This is a genomic window from Burkholderia sp. Bp8992 (genome assembly GCF_003853705.1).
Classification (GTDB): Bacteria; Pseudomonadota; Gammaproteobacteria; order Burkholderiales; family Burkholderiaceae; genus Burkholderia.
In genome coordinates, this window is the sequence record NZ_QTQI01000011.1 from 111,580 (window position 1) to 137,275 (window position 25,696).

The 25,696-nt window shown below is 70.3% G+C and carries 23 protein-coding genes; 15 read left to right on the plus strand and 8 right to left on the minus strand.

Features of this window, described 5'->3' with window-relative positions; all coding sequences use genetic code 11:
* Positions 1–58: 58 nt before the first annotated feature.
* Genes DIE03_RS17920 through coxB form a run of 4 tightly spaced genes read right to left on the minus strand, consistent with a single transcriptional unit; the run spans position 59 to position 5,727 of the window.
* Positions 59–1,630: a cytochrome c gene (locus DIE03_RS17920; protein ID WP_124452589.1), complete on the minus strand. Its 1,572-nt coding sequence runs from the start codon at positions 1,628–1,630 to the stop codon at positions 59–61.
* A complete protein-coding gene (locus DIE03_RS17925; RefSeq protein ID WP_124452591.1) occupies positions 1,621–2,022 on the minus strand; it encodes a cytochrome C oxidase subunit I in 402 nt (133 codons plus the stop codon). Before DIE03_RS17925 ends, DIE03_RS17920 begins: the two co-directional genes overlap by 10 nt.
* A complete protein-coding gene (ctaD, locus tag DIE03_RS17930) occupies positions 2,019–4,658 on the minus strand; it encodes a cytochrome c oxidase subunit I (protein ID WP_124452593.1) in 2,640 nt (879 codons plus the stop codon). Before ctaD ends, DIE03_RS17925 begins: the two co-directional genes overlap by 4 nt.
* A 13-nt stretch (positions 4,659–4,671) precedes the next feature.
* Positions 4,672–5,727, minus strand: coding sequence for a cytochrome c oxidase subunit II (gene coxB, locus DIE03_RS17935; protein WP_124452787.1), 1,056 nt, complete (start codon positions 5,725–5,727; stop codon positions 4,672–4,674).
* Between the two features lie 291 nt (positions 5,728–6,018).
* On the opposite strand from coxB, the gene DIE03_RS17940 reads away from it, so the two are divergent.
* Together DIE03_RS17940 and DIE03_RS17945 are read left to right on the plus strand one after the other, a co-directional pair.
* A complete protein-coding gene (locus DIE03_RS17940; RefSeq protein WP_124452595.1) occupies positions 6,019–7,002 on the plus strand; it encodes an SDR family oxidoreductase in 984 nt (327 codons plus the stop codon).
* A gap of 5 nt (positions 7,003–7,007) precedes the next feature.
* The gene (locus DIE03_RS17945) at positions 7,008–8,786 is read left to right on the plus strand and encodes a glycoside hydrolase family 15 protein (RefSeq protein WP_124452597.1); all 1,779 of its coding nucleotides are present in this window, start codon (positions 7,008–7,010) and stop codon (positions 8,784–8,786) included.
* Between the two features lie 32 nt (positions 8,787–8,818).
* Here DIE03_RS17945 and DIE03_RS17950 read toward each other — a convergent pair whose 3' ends face one another.
* Positions 8,819–10,654, minus strand: a complete 1,836-nt coding sequence (locus tag DIE03_RS17950; RefSeq protein ID WP_124452599.1) for a thiamine pyrophosphate-requiring protein — start codon at positions 10,652–10,654, stop codon at positions 8,819–8,821.
* A 130-nt stretch (positions 10,655–10,784) separates the two neighbouring features.
* Here DIE03_RS17950 and DIE03_RS17955 point away from each other — a divergent pair, with 130 nt between their 5' ends.
* The 9 genes from DIE03_RS17955 to DIE03_RS17995 all read left to right on the plus strand — a co-directional run bounded on the left by DIE03_RS17955 (position 10,785) and on the right by DIE03_RS17995 (position 18,336).
* A complete protein-coding gene (locus tag DIE03_RS17955) occupies positions 10,785–11,885 on the plus strand; it encodes an enolase C-terminal domain-like protein (protein WP_124452601.1) in 1,101 nt (366 codons plus the stop codon).
* Between the two features lie 19 nt (positions 11,886–11,904).
* Positions 11,905–12,756, plus strand: a complete 852-nt coding sequence (locus DIE03_RS17960) for a hypothetical protein (RefSeq protein WP_124452603.1) — start codon at positions 11,905–11,907, stop codon at positions 12,754–12,756.
* A complete protein-coding gene (locus DIE03_RS17965) occupies positions 12,753–13,418 on the plus strand; it encodes a gluconate 2-dehydrogenase subunit 3 family protein (RefSeq protein WP_124452605.1) in 666 nt (221 codons plus the stop codon). Before DIE03_RS17960 ends, DIE03_RS17965 begins: the two co-directional genes overlap by 4 nt.
* Positions 13,405–15,075, plus strand: coding sequence for a GMC family oxidoreductase (locus tag DIE03_RS17970; RefSeq protein ID WP_124452607.1), 1,671 nt, complete (start codon positions 13,405–13,407; stop codon positions 15,073–15,075). The genes DIE03_RS17965 and DIE03_RS17970 overlap by 14 nt, the downstream gene beginning before the upstream one ends.
* Before the next feature lie 97 nt (positions 15,076–15,172).
* Positions 15,173–15,556 (plus strand): DUF305 domain-containing protein, encoded by a 384-nt coding sequence (locus DIE03_RS17975; protein WP_124452789.1) that lies wholly within the window; start codon positions 15,173–15,175, stop codon positions 15,554–15,556.
* Between the two features lie 127 nt (positions 15,557–15,683).
* Positions 15,684–16,424 carry an FRG domain-containing protein gene (locus tag DIE03_RS17980; protein WP_124452608.1) on the plus strand — a complete coding sequence of 247 codons (741 nt, stop codon included), beginning with the start codon at positions 15,684–15,686 and terminating at the stop codon, positions 16,422–16,424.
* A gap of 156 nt (positions 16,425–16,580) precedes the next feature.
* Positions 16,581–17,087, plus strand: a complete 507-nt coding sequence (locus DIE03_RS17985) for a low affinity iron permease family protein (protein ID WP_124452610.1) — start codon at positions 16,581–16,583, stop codon at positions 17,085–17,087.
* 173 nt (positions 17,088–17,260) lie between these two features.
* Positions 17,261–17,740, plus strand: coding sequence for a BON domain-containing protein (locus DIE03_RS17990; RefSeq protein ID WP_124452612.1), 480 nt, complete (start codon positions 17,261–17,263; stop codon positions 17,738–17,740).
* 113 nt (positions 17,741–17,853) lie between these two features.
* The gene (locus DIE03_RS17995) at positions 17,854–18,336 is read left to right on the plus strand and encodes a DUF1641 domain-containing protein (protein ID WP_124452614.1); all 483 of its coding nucleotides are present in this window, start codon (positions 17,854–17,856) and stop codon (positions 18,334–18,336) included.
* Here the strand turns inward: DIE03_RS17995 and DIE03_RS18000 are convergent.
* Both DIE03_RS18000 and DIE03_RS18005 read right to left on the minus strand, forming a co-directional pair.
* Positions 18,311–18,784 (minus strand): NUDIX hydrolase, encoded by a 474-nt coding sequence (locus DIE03_RS18000; protein ID WP_124452791.1) that lies wholly within the window; start codon positions 18,782–18,784, stop codon positions 18,311–18,313. The two genes, DIE03_RS17995 and DIE03_RS18000, sit on opposite strands and share 26 nt — an antisense overlap.
* 200 nt (positions 18,785–18,984) lie before the next feature.
* Positions 18,985–19,185: a hypothetical protein gene (locus DIE03_RS18005; protein ID WP_124452616.1), complete on the minus strand. Its 201-nt coding sequence runs from the start codon at positions 19,183–19,185 to the stop codon at positions 18,985–18,987.
* Positions 19,186–19,343: 158 nt separating this feature from the next.
* Here DIE03_RS18005 and DIE03_RS18010 point away from each other — a divergent pair, with 158 nt between their 5' ends.
* From DIE03_RS18010 to DIE03_RS18020, 3 genes are all read left to right on the plus strand, one after another.
* Positions 19,344–20,744 (plus strand): HlyD family secretion protein, encoded by a 1,401-nt coding sequence (locus tag DIE03_RS18010; RefSeq protein WP_124452618.1) that lies wholly within the window; start codon positions 19,344–19,346, stop codon positions 20,742–20,744.
* Between the two features lie 85 nt (positions 20,745–20,829).
* Positions 20,830–22,422: a DHA2 family efflux MFS transporter permease subunit gene (locus DIE03_RS18015; protein ID WP_124452620.1), complete on the plus strand. Its 1,593-nt coding sequence runs from the start codon at positions 20,830–20,832 to the stop codon at positions 22,420–22,422.
* A 2-nt stretch (positions 22,423–22,424) separates the two neighbouring features.
* Entirely contained in the window at positions 22,425–24,056 is a 1,632-nt protein-coding gene (locus DIE03_RS18020; RefSeq protein WP_124452622.1) for an efflux transporter outer membrane subunit, read from the plus strand.
* Between the two features lie 18 nt (positions 24,057–24,074).
* On the opposite strand, the gene DIE03_RS18025 is transcribed toward DIE03_RS18020, so the two are convergent.
* Positions 24,075–24,785 (minus strand): response regulator, encoded by a 711-nt coding sequence (locus tag DIE03_RS18025; RefSeq protein WP_124452624.1) that lies wholly within the window; start codon positions 24,783–24,785, stop codon positions 24,075–24,077.
* Between the two features lie 510 nt (positions 24,786–25,295).
* On the opposite strand from DIE03_RS18025, the gene DIE03_RS18030 reads away from it, so the two are divergent.
* Entirely contained in the window at positions 25,296–25,676 is a 381-nt protein-coding gene (locus DIE03_RS18030; protein WP_124452626.1) for a hypothetical protein, read from the plus strand.
* The last annotated feature ends 20 nt before the right edge of the window (positions 25,677–25,696 follow it).

Genomic DNA, 25,696 nt, shown 5'->3' on the forward strand with positions numbered 1-25,696 from the left:
AACTTCGCGCCGGCCCACCCGTATTGATCCGGTCGGCATCGAACGGTGCGGCACGCCGCTACCGATGTATCGCCTCCCGCAACCGCCTCACCTCCCGTTCCGACACCGGCGCCGCCCGATTCCCCCACGCGCCGCGCACATAGCTGACCACCGCCGCGATCTCGCTGCTCGTCAGCGCGCCGCGCATTGCCGGCATCCGGCGCACGGGCCCGGTTTGGCCCGGCGCCGGCCGCGCGCCTTCGACGACGATGCGGATCGCACTCGTCGGATCCGCCGCGAGCACGGCCGGATTCCCGGCAAGCGCCGGCCCCCGATCGCGCACCCCCATGCCGTCCGCACCATGGCAACGCGCACAGAACCCCACGTACACACCGCCCCCCGGCGCCTGCTGACCGCCTTCCGGACGCGGCCCGGCGGCCGTCAGCCGCGGCACGCCGACGCCCAGCGGATTCGTCGCGGCAGTCGGTTGCGCGGGCAACGACTTCAGGTACACGGCGATCGCCTGGCGGTCGGCATCCGTCAGCAACGCGGTGCTTTCGCTGACGACCGGTGCCATCGCACCGAATACCGCGCCGCGTTGCGCGTGACCGCTGCGCAGGAACGCGGCGATGTCGTCGGCCGACCAGCGGCCGAGGCCGTCGGTATCCGCGCCGGTCAGGTTCGGCGCGAACCAGTGGTCGTTGATGCCGCCGGTCAGGAACGCGGGGCTGCGCTCGTCGTAGCCGCGTTCGTTGTAGGCCGGCCCGCGCGGCGTATGGCATGCGCCGCAATGGCCGAGCCCCTGCACGAGATACGCGCCGCGATTCCATTGCGCCGATTGCGACGGCTGCGGCGTGAATCGGCCTCGGTTCGAGAACACGAGGCTCCAGAGGCCGAGCGCCCAGCGCTGGTTGAACGGAAACGACAACTGCGTGAGCTTCGCCGCGTTCGCGGATGGCGCGACGCCGCGCATGAAATACGCATACAGCGCGCGCACGTCGTCGTCGCTCAGGTGCGCGAACGACGGGTACGGCATGGCCGGATACAGCCGGCTGCCGTCCGCGCGCACGCCGCGCCGCATGGCATCGTCGAACTGCCGTAGCGTGTAGTTGCCTATGCCGTGCGCCGGGTCCGGCGTGATGTTCGGCGCATAGATCGGCCCGAACGGCGAATTCACCGGCTGGCCGCCCGCGTACGGCGTATGGTCGGCCGCGTCGTGGCACGCGGCGCAATCGCCGGCGAGCGCGAGGTAGCGGCCGCGCGCGATCGTCGCGGCGTCGGCGCTCGCGGCAGCCGCGGCGATCACCGGGCGGCGGGCGGTCGAAGCGGAAGCGGCGTCGGGCGGCGGGGCGGACGCGGCCGAACCCTGCGCCGCGTCCCTCGACCGGGAAAGCCGCGGATCGTCTCTCGCGCGAGCGGACATCGACGCGCCGGCATCGGCCGCCGACGCGCCAATCCGTACGAACCGCCAGCCCGACGCGGGTTCGGGCGCTTCCGCCGCCGATGCGGCGCCGGCTGTCTCGCCGGCCGAGGCCGCATTGTCGTCGCGCTGCCTGTCGCATCCGCAGAGCGCGACGCATATCGCGAGCAAGACACCCGCGCGGCGGCCCGGAACTCGGAACGTGAACGAAGCGAACGAGATCAGCGCCATGGGCTGCAAGGCCCCACGAAAGCGGTGACGATCCCCGTAAACACGAGACCGATCACGAAACCGAGCGCGGCAAGCATTCCGCAGCGCGCGAGAAAGCGCGTACTGTCGTCGCGCGTCGCGACGGACGCCTCGGCATCGTGCCGGTGCCGCCACGCGCGTGCGAGCCACGTCGCGCAGGCCGCGGCCAGCGCGAACGCGCCCGCGGCGATCAGCGCGAGCCACACGCCGACATGCGCCCAGCGCGGCACGGCTTGCGCGACACCGAGCGGATAACACGCGGTGGACGCAAGCGTCTCCGACACCAGCATCTGCGCGAACCACAGCGCGGGCGCACCGACGAGGCCGGCGGCGATCGCGAGCAGCGGGGTCCATGCGCGTCGGGCGTCGTTCATCCCGCGCTCCTCAGCCAGAACGGCGACACGTACAGCGCGGTGAAGATGAACAGCCACACGATGTCGACGAAGTGCCAGTAGAGCCCGCCGACCGTCAGTGCGACGCGCCGCTCGCGATCGAAGAAGCCGGCGGTCGTCCAGCCGGCGAGCAGTGCGAGGATGACGAGGCCCGCCACCACGTGCGCAAGGTGGAACCCGGTGATCGTGAAATAGAGGCTGCCGTACAGGTGCGCGGTCGGGCCGTACGGATGCTCGCGCCATTCGTGCAGCTGGACGAGCGCGAACGCGGCGCCGAGCACCAGCGCGACGGCGAGCATCGCGACCGCGCGCGCCTGCCGCCCGGCCCGCACCGCACGCTCCGCGAGCCACACGAATACGCTGCTCGACAGCAGCACGACCGTGTTGCCGGCCGCGAGCGCGAGCTTCGGCATCCCTTCGGGCGGCCACGGCGCGGAAGATTGCGACTGCAGGTAGAAGTAGCAGAACAGCAGGTAGCCGAACAGCCCGGCCTCGGTCACGATCAGCGTCAGTACGCCCCACCAGCCGCCCGCGCGCTCGCCGCAACTGCCGACGGGCAGCGGGTCGATGCAGGCAGCCGGCGCGCCGGCCGGCACCGTCGCCGACGGCGGTTCGTCCGGATGAAGCCCGGCCGCGCCGGCGGGCGCCTGCGTGTCGGCGCGGGCCGGCGGGCGCGTGCGTTGTCCGAGCGTGCGGCGCGGCCACAGCCACGCGCCGGTCGCGATCGTGCAACCCGCAACCGCCGCACAGACGAGTGCGGGCGAGCGCACGAGCATCGCCGCGAACACGCCGGTCGCGAGCAGCGCGAGCACGAACGGCACGCAGCTGTCGTCGGGCATCTTCAGGATCGCGTCCGGCGTCGCGGCAAGCGGCGTGACCGCGAGCGCCTCGCGCCCATCCGCGAGCCGGTAGCCGACGCGCATGGTGGTGCGCGTCGGATCGTCGCGCGTTTCCCACAGCGGGTGCCGCGACGCGACGAGCGGCAGCACCGCGAAGTTGTACACGGGCGTCGGCGACGCGACCGACCATTCGAGGCCGGGCGCGCCCCACGGGTTGTCGCCGGCGCGTGCGCCGCGCCGTGCGCTCACCAGCGCGTTGACGACGAACATCACGATGCCGATCCCGAACACGAACGAGCCGATCGTCGTCAGCAGGTTCGACGTGTCCCAGCCCATCCCGGACGGATAGGTATAGATGCGGCGCGGCATCCCGAGCAGCCCCGAGAGGTGCATCGGGAAGAAGCCGAGGTTGAAGCCGACCAGGACGACCCAGAAGGTCCAGCGGCCGAACCGCTCGTTCATCATCCGCCCGGTGAATTTCGGGAACCAGTACGCGACGCCGCCGAGCACCGGGAACACGTTGATGCCGAGCAGCACGTAATGCAGGTGTGCGACGACGAAGTACGTGTCGGTGAGCTGCCAGTCGAGCGGCACCGCGGCCGTCATCACGCCCGACACGCCGCCGATCACGAACATCAGCACGAAGCCCGCGAAATACAGGAACGGCGTGCGGAACACCGGGCGGCCCGTCCAGATCGTCGCGATCCACGCGAACACCGCGACCGCGCTCGGGATCGAGATCAGCATGCTCGCGGCGCCGAAGAACGCGAGCGCGAGCGGCGCGATACCGGTCGCGAACATGTGGTGGACCCACACTTCGAAGCCGATCAGCATCGTCGCGACCGTCGATACCGCGACGGCCTCGTACGCGACGAGCGGCCGCCGGCAGAAGGTCGGCAGTGCGTCCGACACGATCCCCATCGCGGGCAGCACGACGACGTACACCCACGGATGCGCGAACATCCAGAACAGGTGTTGCCACAGGAGCGGCCGGCCGCCTTGCGCGACGTCGAAGAAGTGCGTGCCCGCGTTGCGGTCGAGCCACAACAGCAGGAACGCGAGGCTCACCGACGGCACGGCGACGAGGTTCGCGACCGACGCGGTCAGCGTGCCCCAGACGATGATCGGCAGCCGGTCGATCGACATCCCGTGCGCGCGCATTCGCAGCAGCGTGACGACGAAGTTCGCGGCGCCGCCCGTCGTCGAGATGCCGAGCAGGATCATCCCGAGCGCATAGATGTCGATGTTCGCGCCGGCGCTGTAGTCGAGCGACGTGAGCGGCACGTAGTTGAACCAGCCGCCGTCGGGCACCGCGCCGAGCGGAAAGCTCGCGTACAGGAACAGCCCGGCGAACAGGAACGACCAGTATGAGAACGCGTTGAGCCGCGGGAACGCCATGTCGCGCGAGCCGAGCATCAGCGGCCACAGGTAGTTCGCGAAGCCGGACAGCACCGGTAGCGCGTACAGGAAGATCATCGTGACGCCGTGCATCGTGAACAGCGCATCGTATTGCGCGGGCGTGAGCAGCGTCGCGTTCGGCCGCGCGAGCTGGATGCGCATCACGAGCGCCTCGACGCCGCCGAGCAGCAGGAACGCGAATGCCGTGACGATGTAGCGGAGCCCGATGCGCTTGTGGTCGACGGTGCCGAGCCAGCCGCGCCAGCCGGGTTCCGATTCCCACAGTTCCGCCAGCGCGCGCTCGTGCGCGGAACCGGGCGGCGCTTCGCCGAGGTCGGGTACGCGGCTGAGCGGGGCGGGCGTGTCGCGGGCAACGTCCATCGGCATCCTCCGTTCAGTGCAGCGTCGCGAGATACGCGGCGAGATCGTCGGCGTCGCGCGGCGCGAGCGCGATCGACGGCATCAGCGACTGCGGCTTGACCTGCCGCGCATGCGCGATCCAGCGGCGCAGGTCGTCGGGGGTGTTGTCGAGCGTGCCGGCCGCGAGCAGCCGGCGCGAGCCGACGTGCGTGAGGTCGGGGCCGGCGTCGCCTGTCGCGTCGGTGCCGCGCACGGTGTGGCAGCCCGCGCAGCGCGCGGCGAACACGCGCCGGCCATGCCGTTGCGCGTCGGTGCCGGGCACGGGTGCCGGCTGGCGCTGCGCGGCGAGCCACGCACGAAACGCGGCGGGCGGCTCGGCCACGACCTCGAGCGCCATGTGCGCGTGCTGCGCGCCGCAGTATTGCGAGCACTGCCCGCGATAGATGCCCGGCCGGTCGGCCTGCAGCCATTGGCGATTCGTCTGGCCGGGAATCGTCTGCGTCTTGCCGGCGAGCTGCGGCACCCAGAACGCGTGGATCACGTCGGCGCTTTTCAGTTCGATCGCGACGGGCTCGCCCACCGGGATGTGCAGCTCGTTCGCGGTGACGAATGCGCTGCCGCCCGCGTCGTCCGGATAGCGCGCGGCCCACCACCAGTCGTGCGCGGTGACGACGACCGTCAGCGCGGGCGGATGCGGCGGCGTCGCGACCGCACCGAGCACGCGCAGCATGGACACGAGCGCGCCGAACAGCAGCACGATCGAGATCGCACTGCCGACGGTCACGATCGTCATCCCGCTGCCGTGGCTGCCGCCTGCCTGCGCGCGCCGGCGGAACATCGCGATCAGCAGCAGCACGGCGATCGCGACGCAGACGGCCACGCACAGCGCGAGCAGCGCCCAGCCGAGCACGAAGACCGGCTGCGCGGCGGGGCCGGCTGCATGTACGACGTACGCGAGCGGCAGCGGCGCGGCGGGATTGCCGGGCGCGGCGCGCTGGGCGGCCGCGCGCGCGGCGAGCGGCGCGACCGCCCACGCAAACGGTGCGATGCACGCGATATGACGCGTTTTCCTGGACGGCGCAACGAGCAACACGACTCCTTGCCGCATTCGGCGGCGTGACGACAGCCGTTCGCGGCAGAGCAAGTTTCGTGCGCGACGGGCTCGCTCATAGCCAGCCTTGGGGATGCGGAATTGCGCGCGCCACGGCCTGTGCGTTACAGCTGGCTTGTAAATTGGGCGAGCGTTCCCGGCATGCGCCGGGGTGATACGGCTCGCGTGCGCGGCGGCATACCGTTTGCTGGGCGGATCCCGTTCCGGCACGCTGCGGCGCGAAAGCGTCGGCGGCGTGCCGGCCCTCATCGCAAAACGGGAGGACCGACCGTGAAGACCGTCGCGATCACCGGCGCGAGCGCCGGCGTCGGCCGTGCGACCGCCCACGCATTTGCACGGCTGGGCGCGAACGTCGCGCTGCTCGCTCGCGACCCGCGCGCGCTGCACGACACCGCGGGCGAGGTGCGTGCGTATGGCGTCCAGGCGCTCCCGATCGCCGTCGACGTCAGCGACGCGGCCGCGCTCGACGCGGCGGCCGAGCGGATCGAACACGAATTCGGGCCGCTCGACGTATGGGTCAACAACGCGATGGTCACCGTGTTCGCACCGTTCGACGCCATCTCGCCGGAAGACTATGCGCGCGTGACGGCCGTGACCTACCTCGGCTGCGTCTATGGCACGCGTGCCGCGCTCGCACGGATGGCCCCGCGCAACCGCGGCACGATCGTGCAGGTCGGTTCGGCGCTCGCGTACCGGTCGATTCCGTTGCAGGCGCCGTACTGCGGCGCGAAACATGCGATCCGCGGCTTCACCGACGCGCTGCGCTGCGAACTGCTGCATGCACGCAGCCGCGTGCGCGTGACGATGGTGCAACTGCCGGCGATCGACACGCCGCAGTTCGACTGGGCCGAATCCGTGCTGCCGCACGCACCGCGTCCGGTCGCGCCGGTCTATGCGCCGGAGGTGGCGGCCGATGCGATCGTGCACGCCGCGCGGCATCCGTGCCGCGAGCGCTGGGTCGGCTGGTCGTCGCTCGCGGCGATCGTCGCGAACGGCATCGCGCCCGGCTGCTTTGACCGCTATCTCGCGCGGACTGCCGTGCGCGGCCAGCAGCGCGCGGCGCCGGCTGGCCCGCGCGTGTCGAACCTGTGGACGCCCGTGCCGGGCCGGCATGCGACACGTGGCGCGTTCAGCGACGAAGCGCACCGCACGGGCGCCGAGGCCGGGCTCGGCGCGTCGCGCGCGCTCGCATTCGGCGCGGCCGTCGCGGTGCTCGCGGCCGCGTGTGCCGCCGCACGCAAATGGCGCCGGTGAGCGCGATGCGGATCGAGGATTACGCGCTCGTCGGTGACGGTCGCAGCGCGGCGCTCGTCGCGCGCGACGGCAGCATCGACTGGCTGTGCTGGCCGGACTTCGATTCGCCGCCGTGCTTCGCCGCGCTCGTCGGTACGCCGGACAACGGCCGGTTCCGGATCGCGCCGCGCGAGTGCGATGCCCGCGCCACACGCCGCTATCTGCCTGGCACGGCGATCCTCGAAACGACGTTCGAAACGGCGTCGGGCTGCATCTCGATCACCGACTGGATGAGCTGGAACGCGCGCGATCCGTGTCTGATCCGCAGCGTGCGCGGCGAGCGCGGGACGGTCGACGTCGACGTCGATCTCGGCGTGCGCTTCGACTACGGCAGCGCGTTGCCGTGGTGCCGGCGTTTGGGCCGGCGCTGGCGGATGACGACGGGCGGCGATGCGATGTGGCTCGACACCGATGCGCGACTCGACGTGCAGAACGACCGGCTGGTCGGCACGCGACGGATCGCGGCGGGCGAGCGGGTGGATTCCTGCATCAGTTACGCGCGCTCGTTCGACCCGGCGCCGGCCGTGCCCGATGCGTACGCGTCGCTGCACGACACGCAGGCGTTCTGGCGCGTCTGGTCGGATTGCAACGTCGCGAAGGGCCCGCATCGCGACGCGATCGAACGCGCGCTGATCACGGTGAAACTGCTGTCGAGCGTGCGTACCGGGGGCATCGTCGCGGCGCCGACCAGTTCGCTGCCCGAGCGCTTCGGCGGCAAGCGCAACTGGGACTACCGCTTCTGCTGGTTGCGCGATGCGAGCTTCACGCTGCGCGCGCTGGTGCGCTGCGGCTATCGCGATGAGGCCGCGCGCTGGCGCGACTGGCTCGTGCGTGCGATCGCCGATCATCCGTCGCAACTGCAGGTGCTGTATGCGGCCGACGGCGGCCGGCGCGCGGCCGAGTGGCAGGCCGTGCATCTGGCCGGCTACGAAGGCGCGCAGCCGGTGCGCTTCGGCAACGCGGCGGCCGACCAGTTGCAGCTCGACGTATACGGTGAGGTGCTTGGCGCGCTGTACCAGGCGCGCCGGCACGGGCTGCCGCCCGACGACGACGCGTGGACGCTCGAGCGGCGCCTGCTCGAACATCTGGCGACGATCTGGAGCGAGCCGGACGAAGGCATCTGGGAAGTGCGCAGCGGCCGGCATCCGTTCACGTCGTCGAAGGTGATGGTGTGGGCCGCGGTCGAAAGCGCGTACCGCTCCGCGCGCGCATTCGGCCATCAAGCGCCGCTCGACGTGTGGCGGCGCTGGGCCGACGCGGTGCGCGCGGAGGTGCTCGAACACGGTTATCACGCGCAGCTCGGCCGCTTCGTCGACCGCTTCGACGGCGACGGCATCGACGTCAGCCTGCTGCTGATTCCGCTGACGGGGATGCTCGATGCGTCCGACTCGCGCGTGGTCGCGACGGTCGCGGCGATCGAGCGCGAACTGATGGACGACGGCTTGCCGTTCCGCTATCGGCCGCCGCGTTTCGCGGACGGCTGCGAAGGCGACGAGGGCGCGTTTGTCGCGGCCGGCTTCTGGCTCGTGCAGGTGTACCGAATGCAGGGCCGCGACGACGACGCGCATGCGCTGTTCGAGCGGCTGCTCGGCTTGCGCAACGACGTGGGGTTGCTGTCCGAGGAATACGACGTGAACGCGCGGCGCCTGTGCGGGAATTTTCCGTTCACGCTCGCGCAGGTCGGGCTCGTGAACGCGGCGCTCGCGCTGCAGGGGAACGGGCGGGACGACGTCGACATCGGCTAGGGTGTCGCGCAGCCGTCCCGCGCCTGGCTTACTTACGATTCGCCTTTGCTTCCCTTGCTGCTCTTGTCGCCGTGTTCGCCGTTGCCCGGCAGCACGGCCGACAGCACCTGCCGCGCGGTCTCGACGATCACGTTGCCCTCCCGCGCGTCGCCTTTCACCAGCGTTTCGGCGAAATGCTTCGCCTGCTGCAGCGTCACGTGCGGCGGCAGCGGCGGCACCTCGGGGTCGCTCTTCACTTCGAGCACGACCGGCCGGTCGGACGCGAGCGCTTCGTCCCACGCGGCGCCGAGCTGTTCCGGATCGTCGACGTAGATGCCCTTGAGGCCGAGCAGCGTCGCGAAGCGGTAGTACGGCACGTTCGGGATCTGCTGCGATGCGTCGAACTTCGGGTCGCCTTCCATCACGCGTTGTTCCCACGTGACCTGGTTCAGGTCCTCGTTGTTCAACACCATGCAGATCCAGCGCGGGTCGGGCCACTGGCGCCAATATTTCGCGACGGTGATCAACTCGGCCATGTTGTTCATTTGCATCGCGCCGTCGCCGACCATCGCGATCACCGGGCGCACCGGGTGCGCGAACTTCGCGGCGATCGCGTAGGGCACCGCCGCGCCCATCGACGCAAGCCCGCCGGACAGCGACCCCATCATTCCGCGCCGCATCATCAGGTCGCGCGCATACCAGTTTGCGCAGGAGCCCGAATCGCTCGTCAGGATCACGTCGTCGGGCAGGCGTGGCGACAGTTCGGTGAACGCCCGCTGTGGATTCACGCCCCGCCCGGCGCTGGCCCTCGCGGCGGCGCGGGCCGCGAGCGTGTCGTGCCAGTCGCGGTTCCATTTCGCGATCCGGTCGCGCCATGCGGTGTCGCGACGCTCGTTCAGCAGTGGTAGCAGCGCGCGCAGCGTCTCGGCGCTGTCGCCGACGAGGTTGACTTCCATCGGGTAGCGCAGGCTCAGCATGTCGGCCTTCAGGTCGATCTGCACGCCGCGCGCCTGACCTTCCTTCGGCAGGAATTCCGAGTACGGAAAGCCGGAGCCGACGACCAGCAGCGTGTCGCATTCGGTCATCAACTCGTAGCTCGGCTTGGTGCCGAGCAGCCCGATCGAGCCGGTGACCCACGGCAGGTCGTCCGGCAGCGCGGCCTTGCCGAGCAGCGCCTTCGCGGCGCCCGCGCCGAGCCGGTCGGCCACCGCGATGACTTCGTCGGTCGCCTTCAGCGCGCCGGCGCCGACCAGCAGCGCAACTTTCGACCCCGCGTTGAGCACGTCGGCCGCGCGCCGCAGGTCGTCCGCATACGGCACGACTTTCGGCGCGGTATAGCCGACCCCCGAATGCACGGTGCCGTGCGCGCGCTTCGGCGGCGCGTAGTCGAGCTCCTGCAGGTCGTTCGGCAGCACGAGCGCCGTGACCGTTCGCGCGCCGAGCGCGGTGCGTACCGCACGGTCGACCAGGTGGCGCACCTGGCCGGGCACCGTCGCAAGCTGGACGAATGCGCCTGCAACGTCCTTGAAAAGCGCCGGAAGATCGACTTCCTGCTGATAGTGGCCGCCGAGCGCCGCGCGCGCCTGCTGGCCGACGATCGCGAGCACCGGCATGTGGTCGAGCCGCGCGTCGTACAAGCCGGTCACGAGGTGCGCGGCGCCGGGGCCCGATGTTGCGACGCATACGCCGAGCTCGCCTGTAAATTTTGCATGCGCGGACGCCATGAAGGCCGCCATCTCCTCGTGGCGCGCCTGGATGAATTCGATCTTGCCGTCCGCGCGGTTCAGCGCGCCGAAAAAGCCGTTGATGCCGTCGCCCGGGTAGCCGTAGATGCGGCGCACGCCCCAGTCGTACAGCCGCTCGACGATGAAATCCGCCACTGTCGCCATGCCGTTTCTCCTTGGTTCGGGATGAGTCGATGCGAGGCTGCCGCGCAAGGCACATGCCGCGCCGCATGCGGTGGGCACAGCGGTTGCACGCGGCATCCGCACGCAACAGCAAGCTGACCGGAGCCCAACGATGCCACTTTCCGCCGCACCGACGATCGACGACGTGCGCGCTCGCGCGTACCGCGTGCCGACCGACGGGCCCGAAGCCGACGGCACCTACGCATGGACCGCGACGACGGTCGTCGTCGTCGAGATCGACGCGGGGCCCGTGACGGGGCTCGGCTATACGTACACGGACGCGAGCGCCGTGACGCTCGTGGCGTCGCTGCTGGCCGGCGTATTGCGCAACCGGCCGGTGGTGGATATCCCGGCCGCGGTCGATGCGCTGTGGCGCGCGGTGCGCAACGTCGGCCGCAGCGGGATCGCGGCGACCGCGATTTCGGCGCTCGATGTCGCGCTGTGGGATGCGAAGGCGAAACTCGCCGACGTGCCGCTCGCGCTGCTGATGGGCCGCGTGCGCGACCGCGTGCCGGTGTACGGCAGCGGCGGCTTCACGACTTACGATGCGCCGACGCTTGCCGCGCAGCTCGACGCCTGGCGGGCCGAACACGTACGCGCATGCAAGATCAAGATCGGCATGGCGGACGCGCACGATCCGTTGCGCGTGCGCGCGGCGCGCGACGCGCTCGGGCCCGGCGTCGACCTGTTCGTCGATGCGAACGGCGCGTATGCGCCACGCACTGCGCTCGCGTTCGCGCAGGCCGCCGCCGATTGCGACATTCGCTGGTTCGAGGAGCCGGTCAGCAGCGACGACGTCGCCGGGTTGCGGTTCGTGCGCGAGCACGTCGGCGCGCGAATCGACGTCGCGGCCGGCGAATACGCGTATACGCCTGACGATTTCCGTCGCCTGCTGGAGGGCCGAGCAGTCGACGTGCTGCAGGCCGACGCAACGCGCTGCGGCGGCGTCAGCGGCTTTCTGGCGGCCGCCGCAGTTGCCGATGCATACCACGTCGACCTGTCCGCGCATTGCGCGCCCGCGCTGCACCGGCACGTCGGATGCGCGGCGCGGCGCCTGCGTCACGTCGAATGGTTTCACGATCACGTCCGCATCGAGCGAATGCTGTTCGACGGCGCGCCGATGCTCGTCGACGGCGCACTGGAAATCGACGCGACGCGCGCGGGGCTCGGCCTCGAATTGCGCGCCGCCGACCTGCTGGATTTTGCGCGCTGAATGCCGACGAGGAGGAACGATGCGACACCGCCGATACCGCGCCGCCGAGCGTGACAGGTTACTGGCCGACGCCGCGCGGCTGCTCAACCGCAGCGCGCTGCTGCTGGCCGGCTCGGTACTCGCCGACAGCGGCGTCGAGCATTACCGCGGCACCTTTCACAATCGCGCGATGCTCGCGCCGCTCGCGATGTCCACGCTGTCGGTGATCGCGAGCGTGCACGGCCATGCGGACGACACGCCCGCGCGCCATCGGCTGCGCGACGCGGTGCACGTCGCGTCGGCGGCGGTCGGCGTCGCCGGTTCGGCGTTCCACCTGTACAACGTGACAAAGCGGCCGGGCGGGTTCAGTTGGCACAACCTGTTCTACGGCGCACCGCTCGGCGCGCCGTTCGCGCTGCTGCTGTCGGGCGCGCTGGGCGCGGCGGGCGAGCGGTTGCGCGAGAGCCCGGCCGACGCGCCGCGGCTCGCCGGACTGCCGGCCGGGCGCGCGCTGGCCGGGCTCGTCACGGCGGGGCTCGTCGGCACGCTCGGCGAAGTCGGTCTGCTGCATTTTCGCGGCGCGTTCCAGCATCGCGCGATGTTCGCGCCGGTCGTCGTGCCGCCGGCGGCCGCCTTGGCGACCGCACAGCTCGCGCTGTCGCGCCCGCGCGCCGACCGGCGCTTCTGCCGCGCGTGGCTGCGCGCGACGGCCGTGCTCGGCTTCATCGGCGTCGCGTTCCATGCGCGCGGCGTCGCGCGGCAGATGGGCGGCTGGCGCAACTGGTCGCAGAACCTGCTGTCGGGCCCGCCGCTGCCGGCGCCGCCGAGCTTCACCGCGCTCGCGATCGCGGGGCTCGCCGCGACCGCGCTCGCCGAACAGGAGGCGCGATGAACGACGCAAGCCGCAAGCCGGTCGCGCTGCCGCGCTATCCGGGCTACGACGTGCTCGCCAAGCGCGATACGCCGTCGTGGAACGATGCGACGCGGCGTGCGATCGATGCACGCTTGCGCGTCGCGGCCAATGCGCCGCGTTATCTGGATTCCGAACGATTTGCGACGCTCGGTGCGCTGTGTGCGCGCATCGTGCCGCAGCAACCGGGCGGCGCGGGCGCGATCCCGACCACCGCGCTGATCGACGCGCGGCTCGCGGCCGACGACGGCGACGGCTATCGCGATGTGCGCCTGCCGCCGCTGCGCGCCGCCTGGCAGACGGGCCTCGCCGCACTCGACGCGATGGCACGCCACGCGCATGGCTGCCCGTTCGCGGCGCTCGGCGCACGCGACGCCGATGCGTTGCTGCACGCGGTACAGAAAGGCGATATCGATCCGCAGGTAGCGCAGGCCTGGGCCGGCATGGACCCGCAGACGTTCTTCATGAAGCGCGTGCTGATGGATATTTGCGGTGCGTATTACGGGCATCCGTTCGCATGGAACGAAATCGGCTTCGGTGGCCCCGCGAGCCCGCGCGGCTACGTGCGAATGGACTTCAACCGCCGCGACCCGTGGGAAGCGGAAATGCGCGTGGAGGAGGGCGATCGCGATGGCCGCCAATGAACCGCTGTCCGCGCCGACGCCGCGCGGCCGCGACGGCCGTGCACCCGATCCGTTACGCGTGGGCGGCTGGTCGCCGATGCGGATGTTCCGCGACGACGACGCGGTCGACTTCGTGATCGTCGGCACCGGGGCAGGCGGCGGCACGCTCGCATGCAAGCTCGCCGAATACGGTTTCTCGGTCGTCGCGCTCGATGCGGGCGCCTGGTGGCGGCCGCTCGAGGAATTCGCATCGGACGAGACGCATCAGCACAAGCTGTTCTGGACCGACGAGCGGATCTGCGACGGCGCCGATCCGCTGACGCTCGGCACCAACAACAGCGGCCGCGCGATCGGCGGCAGCACCGTGCATTTCGCGATGGTGTCGCTGCGGTTCCGGCCCGCGTGGTTTCACTCGCGTAGCGCGCTCGGCTATGGCGTCGACTGGCCGCTCGACTGGCGCGAGATGTGGCGCTACTACCGCGAGGTCGAACAGGCGTTGAAGATCAGCGGGCCGGTGAACTACCCGTGGGGCCCGCCGCGCCCGCGCTATCCGTATCGCGCACACGAACTGAACGCGGCCGCGCTCGTGCTCGCACGCGGCGCGGAGGCAATGGGCATCGACTGGACGCCGACGCCGCTCGCGACACTATCCGCGCCGCGCGGCCGCGCCCATCCGTGCGTGTATCGCGGCTTCTGCATCGCCGGCTGTGCGACGAATGCGAAACAGAGCGCGCTGATCACGTGGATACCGCGCGCGGTCGCGGCCGGCGCCGAAGTGCGCGATCTCGCGATGGCGCTGCGCATCGAGGCCGAAGGCGACCGCGTGACCGGCGTGCACTACCAGCGCGACGGCCGCACCCGGTTCCAGCGCGCGCGCAACGTCGTCGTCGCCGGTTATGCGATCGAGACGCCGCGCCTGTTGCTGCTGTCCGCGAACGGGCGGCATCCGCAGGGGCTCGCGAACAGCTCGGGCCTCGTCGGCCGCTACCTGATGGCGCAGCTCAACCAGGCGTCGTGGGGGACGATGGACGACGAAGTGCGCTGGTACAAGGGGCCGCCGTCGCTGTCGATCACCGAGCACTGGAACTACGCGGACGAAGGCAAGGATTTCTTCGGCGGCTACTGCTGGATGAGCCAGGGGCCGCTGCCGATCGAATGGGCGCGCAAGGTCGCCGCGCGCGGGCTGTGGGGCGACGCGCTGAAGCGCGAGATGGCGCGCTACAACTTCCAGGCCGGCCTGAAGATCGTCGGCGAGACGCTGCCCCGCGCGGACAACCGCGTGACGCTTGCCGACGAACGCGATGGGTTCGGACTGCCGGTCGCGCGCGTCACCTATTCGTACGACGACAACGATCGCCGGATGATCCGCCACGCGCTCGCGCAGATGGCGCGTTCGCTGGAGGCGGCCGGCGCGCGCGACATCTGGCACGAGGAAGACGACACGTGCCATCTCGCGGGCACCGTGCGGATGGGCGACGACCCGGCGACGAGCGTCGTCGATGCCGACTGCCGCAGCTGGGACATCCCGAACCTGTGGGTGTGCGACGGCTCGGTGTTTCCGACGGTGGGGGGCGTCAATCCGTCGCTGACGATCCAGGCGATCGCGTGCCGCACCGCCGACCGCATCCGCGCGCTGGTCGCGCGTGGCGACGCGCATGCGCGTGCGCGATGGCGGTGAATCGTGCCGCACGGCTCCGGCAGCGGCCGATACGACGTTGCGTACGAGCGAGGATGCCGCACGTGAACCGTTCACATTCTTATGGAGAAATCGTCTCATGCCTGCATTCAACCGTTCATCCATACACCGCTGTGCCGCCTGCGTACTGCTGACGGTGTGCGTGACGGCGCTGCCCGCGGCCGGACAATTGCGCCCTCCGAGTCCCGCCAGCGTGCCCGACACGTCTACGCAGGCGTTCAAGCGCGCCGATCGCAAGATGATGGAAGCGATGGACAGCGCGCCGTACACGGGCGACGCCGACCGCGATTTCGTCGCGCACATGGCGCCGCATCATCAGGGCGCCATCGACATGGCGCAGGTCGAGCTCAAATACGGCAAGGACCCGACACTGCGGCAGCTCGCGAGCCGGATCGTCGCCGCGCAGCGCGACGAGATCGCGTTGATGGAGCGCTGGCAGAAGGAGCACGGCAAGACGCCGTGAACCGCGATGCAGGACGGAGATACGCAGCCGGCCCCACCGGCGGTTCCGCCTCCGGCAAGCGGCAATAACGAACACGCGCCGACGCAATGGCCGCAAGCACGGGCAGCCGCGGCAGGAGGCGCGATGCATGGACGGTGAGCACATGGCGGAAGATCGCTCGATCGACAGTGTGGCAGGCTACATGGCCGTGATCGGCGCGCAGCGGCAGACGATGGCGCTGCGGCTCTTTCGCGGCCAGTGCAACGCAGGCTGGCCGCTCGTGCCGGGCATCGCGCGGCAGCGTGCGTCGCCCGACGTCGAAGCGCGGATGCTCGACGAATTCACGCGGCATGCGCTGCCGCATCTCGAACCCGGGCAGGCCCTCGATGCGTGCGACTGGCTCGCACTCGCGCAGCAGCACGGGATGCGCACGCGCCTGCTCGACTGGTCCGGCAACGCGCTGGCCGCGCTGTGGTTCGCGGTCCGGCGCGCGAGCGAATCGGGTGGCGACGGCGTGGTGTGGTGCCTGTCGCACGACGCCGACGACATCGCGACCGCCGCCGAGCGGCGCGCGCCGCTGCAGGTCACGTGCACCAAGGTGTTCCGGCCGCGCCACGTGATGCCGAGGATTACCGCGCAGGACGGCTGGTTCACGATTCACTGTTACGACGCCGGTGCCGAGCGCTTCGTGCCGCTCGACGAGCATGCGGATCTCGCCGGCCGCCTGATGCGGATCGTCGTGCCGGGCGCCCGGTTCGCGACGATCCGGCGGGAGCTGGCCGGCGTCGGCGTGAGCATCGCGACGATCTTTCCGGATCTCGACGGCATCGCGCAGTTGATCGACACGCGCTATTTCCCGGACGACGTGGACACGCACGCGCCGCGGTAAAGCCCGCGCAGGCCGTACGGGCCGGGCACGCGAGATGCTTGTTTCATGGCGCGCATACGGGACCGAACCCCAAGTCCCGGCTAGCGACCGGTTCGCGTCGGGCGGGATGGCGGTGCATGCGCGCATTCAAACGAACGATCGAATCCGGAGGCTCTCATGCGCGAACCCAACGACCCACCGAGCGACCGTCGCGACACGGCGTGCGAGCCCGGCGCCAGTGCCCAGTCGGCCGGGCACGCCGTCACGCGCGCATTCGAACGTTTTGCGTCGAGCGTCACGACCTGGGCCGGCTCGCCGGTGGCGTTCGGCAGCGCGGTCGCCATCACCGTGCTGTGGCTCGTGAGCGGGCCGCTGTTTCATTACTCCGACGCGTGGCAGCTCGTCATCAATACCGGCACCACGATCATTACGTTCCTGATGGTGTTCCTGCTGCAGCGCAACCAGAACCGCGACAGCGTGGCGTTGCACCTGAAGCTCGACGAGCTGCTCGCGGTCACGCGCGCGGCGAGCGACCGGCTGATCGGGATCGAGGATGCGTCGGAGGACGAACTGCGCGCGTTGGCGCAGACCTATGTCGAGATGGCGCAGCGCGCGGCCGAGCGCGGCGACGACGAGCCGGGGGGAAAGCGCGCGGAAACGGCTGACGCGCCACCCGAATCGTGATCTTTCGATCGAGCGTTCGAACGATGCACGGCCCGATGATTTTTCAAACGCTTGTCGTTTCTGGCGCCGCCTCGCGGCGCGACCGCGTGCATGCGACGCTCGCAGCGGGGAACGGCACGTGCTGTACACAGAAACGAAACCCGGCTGTTCCGGGTATTGCCAACGGTGCTTCCATGAACTCGAGAACCCCTTCGAATCCGTTGCTGAATCTTGCGGTAGCCGTCGCCTGCGGGGCGGCCGCGATGTACTTCCTCGATCCGTCGTCCGGCCGGCGCCGGCGCGCTTATCTGCGCGACAAGGCGGTTGCGGGCCGGCACGACGTGGCCGATTATGCGAATACGCAGGTGAAGCGGGCGGCCGACCATGCGCGCGGCGCGATCGCCGGCCTGCGGGCGGACTGGCTCGCGGGCGATGTGAGCGACGTGCAGGTCGCCGAGCGCGTGCGTGCGGCGCTCGGCAGGCTCGTCGCTCGCCCGCGCGACATCGACGTGAGCGTCGAGCGCGGCAACGTGTGCCTGACCGGACAGGTCGAGGAGGGCGAACGGCAGGCGCTGATCGACGGCGTCGCCGCGCTGCATGGCGTGCATCGCGTCGAGGACGCGCTGGGCGCGCGCAGCGAATACAAGGCGCCGCCCGGCGGTCATTCGCACTGACGCGGCCGCGGCTGCCCGCACTGGCGGGGGCCGGCGAACGAGTACGACACGCATTCGGCGCACGCACGGCTGCCGGCGCGACGGCAGCCTGGCGCCTCAACCGGAGCAAGCCCATGACCGAACGCCAGCCCCCCGACACGACGCCGCCGCAACCGGAGTCCGGCGCGCACGACGCGCTCGAACACCTGCTGGGCAGCCTGCATCGACACGGCTTCCTGCGCTTCGCGAACGAGGTCGTCAGCGCGAACGCACGGCTGGCCGACACGTTCGTCGACGCGCTCGACAAGCCCGGCATGCAGAGCGGCATGCAGAATCTCGCGATGCTCGTGACGGCGCTGTCGCGCATTCCGCCGGAACAGTTCGGTCGCGCCGCGTTCGCGGCGGCCGACGCGCTGCATCACGTGGGCGCCTGGCAGCCGGGGCAGCACGCGCATGTCGCGCCCGGCGTGCGCGGCGTCTATCGGCTGCTGCACGACGAGGCGCTGTGGGATGCGTTGACGCCGCTGCTCGAAGGGTTGAAGGTTTTCGCCCAGGGCCTCGCGCGCGATCCGCAGTCGCCGGTCGCCGGGCTCAACGAGACGACGAAAGACGCGTGAGCGCGTCCGGTTGCAGATCGTACGCCGCCCACAGGCCGGCAAACTGACGGATGATGCGCTGCGTCGGCGCGCTTGCCGGCCAGTGCGGCACCGCGTCGATGCCGACCCAGCGGCACAGCGCGATTTCGCGGCCCGGGCACGCGTGCGCGCCGCACGGCAGGCTCGCGACGAAGACATGATGGCGTTTCACGCTGCCGTCCACGTAGAAGAAATACGCGAGTTCGAGATCGGCGAGCCCTGTTTCCTCGCGAAGTTCGCGATGCGCGGCGTCGAGCGCCGATTCGCCGCGCCGGATCACGCCGCCCGGCAGCGTCCAGCGCGACGACCGTCCGCGCGCGACCAGCAGCACGCGCTGGTTGCGATGGCAGTCGATCGTCGCGCGTTCCTTCGCGAGCGGCGCGAGCGGCACTGCGCGAACGGGGAAATCGGGCGGGTCGGGTAGCGTCATGCAGTGCAGGCGGCGGGCAATTGAAAGATCCATGCGCCTGTGACGCAACGTGCGTTCCTGCGTCGTCGCCGCGCGGGCTGCCCTGTGAACGTGTCCCGCGAGCTTGGTGACCGTCGTCCGCGATTTTTCAACGGCTTGTCATTTCTGCCGCCGGCCGTCGCGCCCGCTTCGGGCGGGCGGCTCGGTGCGGGGCGCGGCGATCACGCGTCGCCGTGTTCGCCGCCTGGCGCGCGAGGCGGCGGCGCCCCGTTTTCCGTCCCGGCCGGCTTGCCTTCGGCGGGGTCGTGCGCGCTGCGCGGTGGCGGCGTGGCCGTGCCGCGGCGCTTGCCTTCGGGGCCGGGCGTGCTGTCGCCGCGATCTTCGCCGCGTGTGTCGGTGTCGAGTGAGGTCGAGCGTGTCATGGTTCGCGAGTCCTGTCGGGGCGGTCGGCGCGCACCCGTCGCGCATCGGGCGTGCCGCGGTGGGACGAAGCCGTTGCCGGGCCCGCTGTTTGCTTGATCGCGCGCTTGAGGTCGGCGCGGGCAATGACGCCTGCGCCCGCCGCCTGGAGCCCCGTTTCATGCCCGATGCGATCTTGTGCCCGTTACCCGTTCGTGAGCGATTCGGCCTCGTGCTGCGGCGCGCGTTGACGCCCGGACGATGCGGCGCCGGTGCGCCGGACGCGTTCGTGCCGGCGATGGCCGGTGTCTTGCTGTCGACGCCGCTGCGCGTGCCGTGGCCGACGTTCGAGCGCTGGCCGGCCGCCGTCGCCCGTGCAGGCGACGGCCAGTCCGGCGGCGGCGGCTCGGGCGCCGCGCCGGGCCGCAACGGCGAGCACCCGACCGATGCGCCGGGCGGCGGCGGCGGCGACGACCATCCGCACGACGATCGCGGCGGCCGCACCGGCGGCGACGGGAACGGCAGCGACGGCGACGGCGAACCCAAGCGGCGCAGCAAGAAGCCGCTGATCATCCTGGGCGCGGTGGTGTTCGTGCTGCTCATCGGCGGGCTCGTCTGGTGGCTCGCGACGCGCAACCAGGAAAGTACCGACGATGCCTACACCGACGGCAATGCGGTCGCGGTCGCGCCACATGTGTCCGGCTACGTGACGCGGCTGGCCGTCGACGACAACACATACGTGCGGCGTGGCGACGTGCTCGTCGAGATCGATCCGCGCGACTATCGCGCGCAGGTCGATGCGGCGCGTGCGCAACTCGGTCTCGCGCAGGCACAGCTCGACGCATCGCGCGTGCAGCTCGACATCGCGCACGTGCAGTATCCGGCCCAGTATCGGCAAGCGCGTGCCCAGATCGAATCGGCGGAAGCTGCGTATCGGCAGGCGCTCGCCGCGCAAGAGCGGCAGCGCGCGGTCGATGCGCGGGCGACGTCGCAACAGGCGATCGACGCGGCCGACGCACAGCGCGCGAGCGCCGACGCGAACGTCGCGATGGCCCAGGCGCAGGCGCGCACCGCGAGCCTCGTGCCGCAGCAGATCCGGCAGGCCGAGACGACGGTCGAGGAACGCCGCCAGCAGGTGCTGCAGGCGCGTGCACAGCTCGATACGGCCGAGCTGAACCTGTCGTACTGCGAGATGCGCGCGCCGTCCGACGGCTGGGTCACGCGGCGCAACGTGCAACTGGGCTCGTTCCTGCAACCCGGCACGTCGATCTTCTCGATCGTCACGCCGCGCGTGTGGATCACCGCGAATTTCAAGGAGTCGCAGCTCGAACGGATGCGCATCGGCGATCGCGTCGATGTGTCGGTCGACGCGTATCCCGATCTCGATCTGCACGGCCACGTCGACAGTCTCCAGCTCGGCAGCGGCTCGCGCTTCTCCGCGTTTCCGACCGAGAACGCGACCGGCAATTTCGTGAAGATCGTGCAGCGCGTGCCGGTGAAGATCGTGCTCGACGGCCCGCTGCCGACCCGTCCGCCGCTCGGTCTCGGCCTGTCGGTCGTGCCGACCGTCCATCTGAAATGACCGGCCGCCGTGCCGCGGCCGGTTTCGACCGGAGCGATCCGATGCCCGATACCCGCATGCCTTTCCCGCCTGACGAGGCCCGCCGATGAACCGGCCGCCCGACCGCAGCGGTGCGTCCGATGGCGCGTGGCGCCCGGCCGCGAACCCGTGGCTCGTCGCGATCGTCGTCACGCTCGCCGCGTTCATGGAAATACTCGACACGACGATCGTGAACGTCGCGCTGCCGCACATCGCCGGCACGATGTCGGCGAGCTACGACGAGGCGACCTGGACGCTCACGTCGTACCTTGTCGCGAACGGCATCGTGCTGCCGATCTCGGGGTTCCTCGGGCGCCTGCTCGGCCGCAAGCGCTACTTCCTGCTGTGCATCGCCGCGTTCACCGTGTGCTCGTTCCTGTGCGGCGTCGCGACCAACCTCGGCGAACTGATCGTGTTCCGCGTGCTGCAGGGGCTGTTCGGCGGCGGGCTGCAGCCGAACCAGCAGTCGATCATCCTCGACACGTTCCCGCCCGAGCAGCGCAATCGCGCATTCTCGATCTCGGCGATCGCGATCGTCGTTGCTCCCGTGCTCGGACCGACGCTAGGCGGCTGGATCACCGACCATTTCTCGTGGCGCTGGGTGTTCCTGCTCAACGTGCCGATCGGCGCGCTGACCGTACTCGCGGTGATGCAGCTCGTCGAGGATCCGCCGTGGCGGCGCGGTGCCGAACGCGGGATTTCGATCGACTACGTCGGCATCGGGCTGATCGCGATCGGGCTCGGCTGCCTGCAGGTGATGCTCGATCGCGGCGAGGACGAGGACTGGTTCGGCTCCACCTTCATCCGGGTGTTCGCGGTGCTGTCGGCGCTCGGCCTCGTCGGCGCGACGCTGTGGCTGCTGCGCACGAAAAAGCCGGTGGTCGACCTGTCGTGCCTGCGCGACCGCAACTTCGCGCTCGGCTGCGTGACGATCGCGACGTTCGCGGCCGTGCTGTACGGCAGCGCGGTGATCGTGCCGCAGCTCGCCCAGCAGCATCTCGGCTACACGGCGACGCTCGCGGGGCTCGTGCTGTCGCCCGGCGCGCTGCTGATCACGATGGAAATTCCGCTCGTGAGCCGGCTAATGCCGCACGTGCAGACGCGCTATCTGGTCGGGTTCGGCTTCGTGCTGCTGTGCGTTTCGCTGATCTATTCGCGCACGCTGGTGCCGGACATCGACTACACGCACCTGATGATGATCCGCTGCGCGCAATCGCTCGCGATCGGCTTCATGTTCGTGCCGATCACGACGCTCGCGTACCTGACCGTGCCGCAGCGGCTCAACGACGACGCCTCGGCGCTGTTCACGATGTTCCGCAACGTCGCGGGCTCGATCGGCATCTCGGTGTCGACCGCATTGATCCGCGAACGCACGCAGGCGCGGATGGCCCATCTGTCCACGCACATGTCGACGCTGTCGCAGAACTTCCAGGACGCGCTGCAGCAGAACGCGCGTGCGATCGGCGAATTGACGGGCGCGCCGCCGTCGGCTGCGCTGCAGACGGCGAGCGGGCGGCTGTACCAGACGTTCATCGAGCAGGCGACGATCCTCGCGTATATCGACGTGTTTGCGATCCTCGCGGTGTTCTGCGCGTTCAGTATTCCACTGACGTTCCTCTTCTCGCCGGCAAAGGCCGCGCGCGGCGCGGGAGGGCATTGACGATGACGATGCATCGACGCGGCCGTCGCCGACATTCGCTACGAGCACGCGGGATCGCCGCGATGCTCGCCGCCTGCGCGGTGCTCGCAGGCTGTACCGTCGGGCCGGATTTCAAGCCGCCGCAGGCTGAGGCGCCGGCCAACTGGCGTGACTTGCAGGCCGCGGACGCGGCATCGCCGGCATCGGGCGCATCGGCGGCATCAGCGGCGTCGGCTCCCGGTGCGCGTGCGCCGTCGTCGCCGGTGACGAGTGCCGATCCCGATCCGCGCTGGTGGCACGCGTTCGGCGATCCGCTGCTCGATCGGCTCGTCGAGCGTGCCGCGCGCGACAACCTCGATGTGCAGGCCGCCGTGCTGCGTATCGCTCAGGCACGCGCGCAGGTTCGCGCGGCCGCCGCGCAGGGCTTGCCCGACGTGCGCGCGAGCGCGAGCTACCAGCGCGAGCAGCTCGGCGTGAAGGGCATCGTCGAGGAACAGGGTATCGACCAGCGTGTCGACCGGCTCGGCGCACCGGGCTCGCCGCTCGACCGGTTCGGGCCGGGCACCGGCGCGAGCGTGCGGCAAGGCGCGCGCGGCGCGCTCGATGCCCTCGAAGCGCCGGTCAACCTGTGGCAGGCCGGGTTCGACGCATCGTGGGAACTCGACCTGTTCGGGCGCGTGCGCCGCTCGGTCGAATCGGCCGGCGCGCAGGCGAGTGCGGCGGTCGCGAGCCGCGACGACGCGCTGCTGTCGCTCGAAGCCGAGGTCGCGCAGACCTATCTGCAACTGCGTGGCGCGCAGGCGCAACGCGCACTGGCCGACGACCTGCAGCGCGCGCAGCGCGAACTGCTCGACCTGACGCGCGAACAGGCCGCGCACGGGCTCGCGAGCGACCTCGACGTACGGGCGGCCGAGGCACGGCTCGCGCAGATCCGCGCGCAACTGCCGCAGTTCGACCAGCAGATCGTACTGCTGCGCAACGGTCTGGCGTATCTGGTCGGCGGCGCGCCGGGCGCGCTCGACGACTGGCTCGCCGCGCCGGCCGCGTTACCGGGCGTGCCGCCGACCGTGCCCGTCGGCCTGCCGTCGACGCTCGCGCGCCGGCGCCCCGACATCCGCCGGGCCGAGGCCGACCTGCATGCGGCCACGGCCGACGTCGGCGTCGCGGTCGCGCAGTTCTATCCGGACGTCTCGCTGACGGGGCAGGTCGGCCTGCGCGCGTCGCACGTGCGGGAGCTTGCGCACTGGTCGCACCTGTTCTATGCGTTCGGGCCGGCCGTGTCGCTGCCGATCTTTTCCGGCGGCGCGCTCGTGTCGAACCTGCGGCTGTCGCAGGCGCGTCAGGCGGAAGCGGCTTTGGCGTACCGGCAGGCCGTGCTCGTCGCGCTGCGCGACGTCGACAATGCGCTGGCCGTGTATCGCACCGACCAGGCGCGCGCGACGGCGCTCGACGATGCAGTGAAGGCCGAGCAGGGCGCGCTGGACCTCGCGCGCGATCGCTACCGGAAGGGGTTGTCGCCTTTCCTCGACGTACTGGATGCCGAACGACAGTGGTCACAAGGGCGGCAACAGGCCGAGCAGGGGGCGCTGCAGACGACGACCGATCTCGTCGCGCTCTACAAGGCGCTGGGCGGGGGATGGCAGGCCGGACGCTGATTCGTCACACGCGCCGCGTCATTCCCACGCGTGCTTGCTGAACTGATAGCCCTTGGAGCGGATCGTCTTGATCCGTTTGGGCTCGGCCGCGTCGTCGCACAGCTTGCGGCGCAGCTTCGAGATGCGGCCGTCGATCGAGCGATCGAGGCCGTCGAATGCGATGCCGCGCAGCAGCAACGTCAGCTCCGCGCGGCTGACCACTTCGCCCGCGCGGCACGCCAGCGCCCACAGCAGGTCGAATTCGGTCGACGTCAGGCGCGGTACGCTGCCGTCGGGAAGATGGACGCGGCGATCCGTGCGGTCGATCGAGAACTTGCCGAAGGTGAACCGCTGCGGCGATTCCGGCACGCAGTCGGCCGGCTGCGTCCGCACCCGCCGCAACTGCGCCTTGATCCGTGCGAGCAGGATGCGCGGCTCGACCGGCTTGCGGAGAAAGTCGTCGGCGCCGAGTTCCAGGCCGAGCAATTCGTCGAACGGCTCGTCGCGGGCCGTCAGCATGATGACGACGCCGTCGTATTGCGTGCGTGCCGTGCGGCAGATCTCGAAGCCGTCCCTGCCCGGCAGGTTGATGTCGAGCAGCACCACGTCGGGGCGGCTCGCGACGATCGTGGCGGCGGCGCCGGTGCCGTCGAACAGCGTGTCCACCTGGCAATGATGCTTGCGCAGATAGTCGGCGATCAGCGCGGACAGTGGGGCGTCGTCTTCGACGAGCAGGATTCGGATGGGCATCGCTGAACGAGGGGGTAAAACGGGAAAGTGGCGAGCGGTCAGGTCCAGTCCGAATGCGTGGCAGCCGACGCGACGTGCATGGTACTGCGCAACATTCCGCCGGAATGTGACGAAAGCTGATTCGTTCGGTGAGCGTATCGATGTGGAAAGTGCCGCTGCCTGGCGGAGCGATGAATGGCTGGCGGGGCGGGGGCGTGCGTTCGGCCGAAACGGCTCGGCGCGATAGCCGGCGCGGGCCGGCGAGGATGCGCGATCGGGCATCCTTCAGACGAAAACGTTTGCGAAAATCCGTCGTCCGGAACGCCGTCCGCATCGGCGGAACCAAGGCCAGGCAAGGTTACTCGACATATCATTACAAAATATTACCAATATCGCCGGATATCCGTCCCTACAATTGCAGCACCTGCCACGTACTGCATGATCCATGGCGATTCGTCGGGTTCGCGGTCGTGATGCGCGCCGGCGTCGGCCGGGCAGGCAAACGAACCGCGTGCCATCGACGGGGGTGAAATGACGCCGTTGCAAGTCGTCCAGCATCTCGCTGTGCTCACGAACGCGATCGAAGTCGCGGTGGTGCGGGCCGACTGGGACGAGGCCGTTCAGGCCGCCGATGCGCGTTTGAGGTTTGTGGTTGCGCTCGCAACCGAATCACCGGACGAGGTGCGGGCGGCGCTCAGGCGCATGCAGGAGATCGATGTCCGGATTTCCACGGTCGCACGCGACAAGTTGCAGGTGCACATAGCCGAGAGCCGGATTGCGTTGCACGAAACCCGCGCGGCGACGAACGCGTTGAAGGCCAGGCAGCAGCTGCTCGGGGTGGGCGCTGCAGCACCGCGCCGTGCTTTCCGCACGGGCGCCCGATCCGATTCCCGCCCTGCAACACGAAGCTGATATTCGCTTCCCTTTGGAAT